General features: G+C 63.5%; 6 protein-coding genes. 2 read left to right on the plus strand and 4 right to left on the minus strand.

Annotation, left to right across the window (positions count from 1 at the left end; genetic code table 11):
* A partial coding sequence (locus KBA32_RS03535) for an efflux RND transporter periplasmic adaptor subunit (protein ID WP_294355384.1) occupies nucleotides 1–1118 on the minus strand: 1118 nt, incomplete at its 3' end.
* A gap of 244 nt (nucleotides 1119–1362) precedes the next feature.
* On the opposite strand from KBA32_RS03535, the gene KBA32_RS03540 reads away from it, so the two are divergent.
* Nucleotides 1363–2043, plus strand: coding sequence for a DUF3313 family protein (locus KBA32_RS03540; RefSeq protein ID WP_294355386.1), 681 nt, complete (start codon nucleotides 1363–1365; stop codon nucleotides 2041–2043).
* 92 nt (nucleotides 2044–2135) lie between these two features.
* On the opposite strand, the gene KBA32_RS03545 is transcribed toward KBA32_RS03540, so the two are convergent.
* The 3 genes from KBA32_RS03545 to KBA32_RS03555 all read right to left on the minus strand — a co-directional run bounded on the left by KBA32_RS03545 (nucleotide 2136) and on the right by KBA32_RS03555 (nucleotide 5394).
* A complete protein-coding gene (locus KBA32_RS03545; protein WP_294355390.1) occupies nucleotides 2136–2564 on the minus strand; it encodes a helix-turn-helix domain-containing protein in 429 nt (142 codons plus the stop codon).
* A 281-nt stretch (nucleotides 2565–2845) separates the two neighbouring features.
* The gene (locus KBA32_RS03550; RefSeq protein ID WP_294355393.1) at nucleotides 2846–4177 is read right to left on the minus strand and encodes a GntP family permease; all 1332 of its coding nucleotides are present in this window, start codon (nucleotides 4175–4177) and stop codon (nucleotides 2846–2848) included.
* A gap of 74 nt (nucleotides 4178–4251) precedes the next feature.
* Nucleotides 4252–5394, minus strand: a complete 1143-nt coding sequence (locus KBA32_RS03555; RefSeq protein ID WP_294355395.1) for a glycerate kinase — start codon at nucleotides 5392–5394, stop codon at nucleotides 4252–4254.
* Nucleotides 5395–5688: 294 nt separating this feature from the next.
* Between KBA32_RS03555 and KBA32_RS03560 the strand changes: the two genes are divergently transcribed.
* Nucleotides 5689–6840 (plus strand): sugar diacid recognition domain-containing protein, encoded by a 1152-nt coding sequence (locus KBA32_RS03560; RefSeq protein WP_294355397.1) that lies wholly within the window; start codon nucleotides 5689–5691, stop codon nucleotides 6838–6840.
* Nucleotides 6841–6849: the final 9 nt, after the last annotated feature.

The following is a 6849-nucleotide window of genomic DNA, read 5'->3' on the forward strand; positions in this document are numbered from 1 at the left end:
TTTACCACCGGATTTACCACCACTCCCGCCTGCGCCTTCTGCACGCCCTCGACGACGATGCGCTCGCCGGCCTTGAGCCCGCTCTGCACCAGCCACAGTTCGCCGAGCCGCGCTCCGGTCGTGACCGGCCGCTGTTCGATCTTGTCGCCTTCGCCGACGACGGCGACGAACTGTTTGCCGAGCAGCTCGGTCACCGCCTTCTGCGGGATCAGCAGCGCATCCTGCGCGACCTCATAGACGATACGCACGCGCGTATTCATGCCGGGGCGCAGCAGACCCGACGGATTGGGGAAGACGGCGCGCAAGGTCAGCGTGCCGGTCGCCGCATTGAGTGCCCGGTCGGTAAAATCGATCGCGCCGGCTTCGCCGTAGACCGAACCGTCGGCCAGGATCAGCTCGATCGGACTCTTGTCCTCGCCTTTGCCTTCCTTCCGCTCCTGCATGAAGCGCTTGGCGAGATTGAGGTAGTCGACTTCCGCGATACTGAAATAGGCGACGACCGGATCGAGCGTCGAGACGGTCGCCAGCACCGTTTGTCCGGCCGTGGCCAATGCGCCGACTTCGAGCTTCTGCAGCCCGATCTGCCCGGAGATCGGCGAGCGCACCTCGGCATACGAGCGATCGAGCCGCGCGCGCTCCAGTCCGGCGCGCCGCGCCTGAACCACCGCCGCGTTCTGCTGTTCGGATGCGACGGCCTGATCGTAGGTCTGGCGCGGAATCGCGTTGTCCGGCAAGAGCGGCTCGTAGCGCGCCACGTCCTGCCGCGCGCGCGCCAGCACCGCCTCGGACTCGGCCAGCTTGGCCTGGGCGTCGATGATCGCTTCGTCATAGGCGCGCGGATCGATGCTGAACAGCAAATCGCCTTCCCTGATCTTTTGCCCCGGCTTGAAAGACTGCTTGACCAGCTGCCCGGAAACGCGCGAGTAGATGTCGACCTCGCGGTAGGCCTTCACTTCGGCGACGACGTCGACGGTCAGCGGCGTTGTGCGTCCGGCGAGTGTTTCGACGATGACTTCGGGCGCTGCAGGCGCCGGTGGCGGTGGCGCTTCCTTGCAGGCCGCCAAGCCCAAGGCAACGAAACACAATGAAGAAAACCAGGTTCCACGTCGGCTGGGCATGAACTGCGACTCCTCTCGGTTGGGGACGGTGTCAGTTTACAAACCGGTTGATCATAACGAGCTTAACAAATCATCAACCGACAGACTCGCCCATTTTGGGCAGCGCACCCGGTCGGCAATGCGGCAGACCATTACCATGTCCCGGCAAAAACGGCGCGTCAGACCATGACGTCGGCTCGCTTGTTCCCGTAATCTGGAATCGCCAGAATCAAACGTCGTTAAACCGTCACGCGAAGGATCCAGGATGACACTGGCACGAACCGAACGAATCAAACGGATTGAACGTAGCGCGCGCATTGCATCTGTGGCGCTGATCGCAACCGTGCTTGCCGCGGGTTGCGCGACAACGCAGCCGCCGCGGGCCCCGGCGGACTACCCGCGGCTGACCATCAAGGCGGACGAGCCGAACACGCTTTTTTTTGCCAAACCCGGTTTGCAACTCGGACGGTACACAAAGGTGCACATCGCGCCTGTTGTCGTCCAGATCAGTGACGACCAAGGCGTAAAGGATGTTACCAGCGCGGAAGCCGCGCAGTTGGCCCGATATACCGAGCAGCAGCTCAAGGACAACTTGTCCAGGGGGATGACACTGGTTGCACAGCCGGGTGCTGGCGTCCTGAGTGTCCGCTTCCGGATTACCGACCTCAAACCGACGAGCAAGGCTCAACTGGTCATGATGGTTCCGCCTTTTGCAGTGATCAACATGCTTTCGCCGAAAGGGGCTTTTTTGGGTTCGATAACCCTGGCCGGCGAGCTCTATGAGGGAACCGCCAAGGAGCCGAGCGTCGCCTTCATCGGCACGAGAAGCCGTCCTGGCGCAGATGCCACGGTTGCCTTTGAGCGCTGGGCGGTAGCCGAAAAAATCATCGATACGGCAGCCGAACGCCTGGCCCGCGATCTGGAAAACGAACGTTCAGGAAAATGATCTGTCGCCAGGGCTAATTCGCACCCGTTCGCACCCATTCGCACCCATTCGCACCCATTCGCAATCGGGAGCCGGCCTGGCGGCAAGTTCGTTCAGATTGCCTGCGTGGCCCCGTTTTCAGACGGTTCCGGATTGACTTTTACCTGATCGAGGACGGTGAGCAAGGTTTGCGCCGTACCAAGAAATTTCAGCACCGTCTTGCGCGTAAACTCGACTTCGGCATCGCTCACGCCCGTGCCCCGGTACACCCAGCGCCCGTCGGGATTCCGCTCGACCTTGCCCATCGCGCTCAAGCGTTCAAGCTTGCGGCGCACGGTTTCGCGCGGCAAGCCGGTGATCTGGCTGAGTTGCGACAAGCGGATCGGTTCCAGCGCCATCGATTTCTTTCTGCCCATTTCGTTCAGGACATTCATCGGATCGGCACCCAGCGGCAGGAAGGGCAGCACATTCATATGCGCCAGCGTGCCCCAGATCTGGGCCATTTCCAGATCCATCCCGAGTTCGAGGTTGATTCGCCGCATGTGATCGACGATGTGCCGGTTGACTGAAAACGCCAGGAGGCCGAATCCCCTCTGAAATCGAGCGTCGAAATCATCCGGAACCATGTTCCGACTACTATTTTGGTTATTGGCTGAAGTCACCTTGCTTGCCCCGTATCGAGGATATCCATCGCGCACGTTGTATCACACGAAAGCGCCATCAACCCGGTTTCAACGATGGCGCCTGCGCTCGTCGACATGAAGAAACGCCTGGCGGGATATTCCCGCCAGGCGTTTCGTCCTGCACAAGACGTACTAGGCGCTCAGACCAGCGCGAGCTTCAGCAGATAGACCACGACAATCCCGGTCAGCCCTTGAACCAGGGTGCCGAGCGTCTGGCACTTGTAGGCGAGATCGACCTTCAGGCCGGAGAACTGCGAGACGACCCAGAAGTACGAGTCGTTGGCGTGCGAGACGACCATCGCGCCGCAGCCGACCGACATGGTCGCCAGCACGGCGCCCATCGGGCTCGCCAGGCCGAGCGACTCGAGCAGCGGGAAGACGATCGTCGACGTCGTGATCAGCGCCACCGTGGACGACCCCTGCGCGGTCTTCAACGCAGCGGCGATGAGGAAGGGCAGGAAGATGCCGAGGTCGAAGACGGCGAGGCTGGAGCCAAGATAGTCGGCGATCTTGCTGGCGGCGAGCAGCGCGCCGAGCGAGCCTCCAGCGGCGGTGATCATGATGATCGCGGCGGAGTCCTTGATGCCGTCGCCGACCCAGCCGGAGAGCGTTTCTTCGTTGAGCCTGGGCGCCAACAGGAGCAGGCAAGCCAGAAGGCCGAAGAGCAGCGCGACCATCGGCTCGCCGATGAAGTCGATGGCGACCTTCAAGGTGCCGCTGCCGAACGGCAGGCTCGGGAAGTTGGCAATCGACTTCAAGGCAATCAGGATGATCGGCAGAATGAGCGGCGTAAACGCGGCCGTCGCGCTCGGCAGGTTCTTGAACTTTTCGAGCAGTTCCTCGTAGCTGACGGCCGACTCGGCAAGCAACTCGTAGCGGCTGGCGAACTTCGTCGCCCACAGGTAGCCGGCGATCGTCACCGGAATGGCGACCATCAGACCGACGAAGATCACCGTACCCAGATCGGCATGCAGATTGTTAGCGGCAGCGATCGGCCCCGGCGTCGGCGGCACCAGCGTGTGCGTCGCGTAAAGGCCGGTCGACAGCGCGGTCGCCATCACCGCCATCGAAACACCCGATTTCTTCGACAGCGACTTGTTGAGCGCGGAGAGGATCACGAAGCCCGAATCGCAGAACACCGGAATCGACGTGATGTAGCCGATGATGCTCATCGCCACGGCCGGGCGTTTGGGCCCGACGAGCTTCAGCACCGTCTCGGCCATGGTCAGCGCCGCGCCGGTTTTTTCGAGGAAGACGCCGATGATGGTGCCGGCGATGATGACGATGCCGATGCGTTCCGCCGTCCCGCCAAAGCCTTTCATGATCGCTTTGGAAACATCGACCGGATTCATCCCGGCTGCCAGCCCGACGAAGAACGACGCCGCGAGCAGCGCGAGAAACGCATGCACCTTGAAGCGCGAGATCAGCACGACGATCATCACGATGGCGATGAAGAGTATTACGAGCAACATTGGTCCCTGAACCATGACTTCCCCCCTTTTGGTTTTCCTGCCATTAACAGAACTTCACGAAACCTTGTCGACCCCTATCGACCGCCGCGCATCGCTTGGATGATCCGGCACAGGCGCGCCGCCCCGGACTCGATCAGCGCGCCGCCCGCGCGCATGCATTCGTCGAGCGTCATCGGCCGGTCGCAGATGCTCAGCGTCGCGTCGATACCGTGCGCCAGCACGTCGTCGGCGCCCTCGCCCAAACCGCCGGAAAGGCAGAACACCGGTACGCCGAACTGCTTGGCGAGCTTGGCGACGCCGACGGGCGCCTTGCCGAACGCCGTCTGGAAATCGGTTCGCCCTTCGCCGGTAATGACGAAATCGGCATCGCGGACGACCTCGGCAAAGCCGACGGCCTCGAGCACGATGTCGACGCCCGACCTGAGCCTCGCGTTGGTGAAGAACAACAGTCCGGCGCCCAGACCGCCCGCAGCACCGGCACCCGGCAGTTCGGCCACGTCGCGCCCCGTCGCCGCCTTGGCGCACACCGCGTAGTGCGCGAGCGCCGTGTCGAGCGTCTCGACCGCCTCGGGCGTCGCGCCCTTCTGCGGGCCGAACACGGCCGATGCACCGCGCGGACCGCACAGCGGATTGTCGACGTCGCAGGCGACGACGATTTCGGTTTCACTCAACCTCGGATCGAGGCCGGCGAGGTCGATCCGCCGCACACGGGCCAGGGCCGCGCCGCCGTCCGGCAGCTCGTCGCCGTTCGTGTAAAGAAAGCTCACACCCAGCGCACGCGCCATGCCCGCGCCGCCGTCGTTCGTCGCGCTGCCGCCGATGCCGATGATGATCTTGCGCAATCCGGCGTCGAGCGCCGCGCGGATGAGTTCGCCGGTGCCGAAGGTCGTCGCCCGGCCGGGATCGCGGAGATCGTCAGGAACCAGCGGCAAACCCGACGCCGCTGCCATTTCGATCACCGCCGTCCTGCCGTCGCCGAGCACGCCCCAGTGCGCCCTCACCCGCTCGCCCATCGGTCCGGTGACTTCGATGTCGTGAGCGCGGCCTCCTGTTGCGCTGACCAGCGCCTCGACCGTGCCTTCGCCGCCGTCGGCGATCGGCATCTTGCGCACATCGGCCGCCGGGAAGACGCGGCGAATCCCGCGTTCCATGGCCTCGGCCACGCCGAGCGCCGAGACGCTGCCCTTGAAAGAATCCGGAGCCACCACAATTCGCACGACCGTTCTCCTCGCAACCAACACCAATGAAGGCCGATGGTAACGAGGCGACGGCGGTTTATCATCGTGCCGATGCACACTTGGCGCTCCGAAAATCCGGCACATGCTGGGCAGATGCCCAAGCCGGCGCGGTATCGAGAATCATGATGCCTGACGACTTGGTTCCCGTTCGTGGCGAGCCTGTCGAACCATGAACGGCGCACAGTGCGCATCGCGCCCTTCGACAAGCTCAGGGCGAATGGACGCTTGCACGAACGTCGACTCAGCAAGAACAAGGACAATGACGGGTCAATCATGAGCACCATCGAGGCAGTACTCGCGCAGGACATCGTCGAGCGGACGATGAAAATCATCCCCTTCAACGTCAACGTGATGGACAGTCGCGGCATCATCCTCGGCAGCGGCGAGACATCGCGCATCGGCGAATTGCATTCCGGCGCGCAACTCGCGCTGGCGCAGAACCGCACCGTCGAAATCGATACCGCGACCTCGCGCACGCTGCGAGGCGTGAAGCCGGGTGTCAATATCCCGCTCACGGTACGCGGCCAGATCAGCGGCGTCGTCGGACTCACCGGCGATCCGGAGACCGTACGCCAGTTTGGCGAACTGGTACGCGTCACCGCCGAGATGATCCTCGAGCAGGCGCAGCTGATCGGCGAGCTTCAGCGCGAGAAGCGCTATCGGGAAGAGTTCGTCTTCCAGCTGATCCACCACGGCGCCACCTCGCTGGCCGACCTCGAAGCATGGGCCGTCCGGCTCGGCGTCGATTTCCAAAGCCCGCGCGCCGTCATCGTCGCCGAGCTGACCGACCCCGATCTTCGCCCGGACCTGGCCATGATCGAACTGCAGCACTGCCAGCAACAGCTGGCGGCGTCGCACCCGGACGTGCTCACCGCCGCGATCTCGCCGCGCGAACTCGTCATCCTCGAATCGTTCGAAACGACCGGCCAGCGTGCACCGACCGCCGCGCAAGCCCGTCAGCGCTTACAAGCGCACGAGTCTGAATTGAGGAAGGTACTGACCACGACAGCGAGCCTGGCGATCGGCGTCGCACTCGGCGGCATCGAGGGCGTCGCCCTCTCGTACCAGAGCGCGCGCAAAACGCTGCGCGTCGGGCGCTCACGCAAGCCGCAACAGGCGACCTTCTCCTACTACGACCTGAGCCTGCCCGTGCTGCTCTCCGGCCTCGGTTCCGGCTGGCAGGCCGAACAACTGCGACAGCCGCTGCTGCGCATCAACGCCGTCGACAAACGCAGCGGCACCCTGCGGCGCACGCTCGACGCATGGTTCGCCCACAACGGCCACCCTCTCGCCACCGCCAAGGCACTGCATATCCACCGCAACACCCTCGACTACCGGCTGCGGCAAATCAGCGAACTGACTGGCCTTGATCTCGCGAACACCGATGACCGCTTGCTGCTGTACGTTGCTTTGCAGCTGGAATAGAGGCCTAGC

Origin of the sequence: Propionivibrio sp., from assembly GCF_017995515.1 — a bacterium.
Lineage (GTDB): Bacteria > Pseudomonadota > Gammaproteobacteria > Burkholderiales > Rhodocyclaceae > Propionivibrio.

Coding starts and splice junctions, on each gene's coding strand:
- KBA32_RS03540 (WP_294355386.1), top strand. CDS start 1,363: ATGACACTGGCACGAACCGAACGAATCAAACGGATTGAACGTAGCGCG.
- KBA32_RS03545 (WP_294355390.1), bottom strand. CDS start 2,564: ATGCGGCGAATCAACCTCGAACTCGGGATGGATCTGGAAATGGCCCAG.
- KBA32_RS03550 (WP_294355393.1), bottom strand. CDS start 4,177: ATGTTGCTCGTAATACTCTTCATCGCCATCGTGATGATCGTCGTGCTG.
- KBA32_RS03560 (WP_294355397.1), top strand. CDS start 5,689: ATGAGCACCATCGAGGCAGTACTCGCGCAGGACATCGTCGAGCGGACG.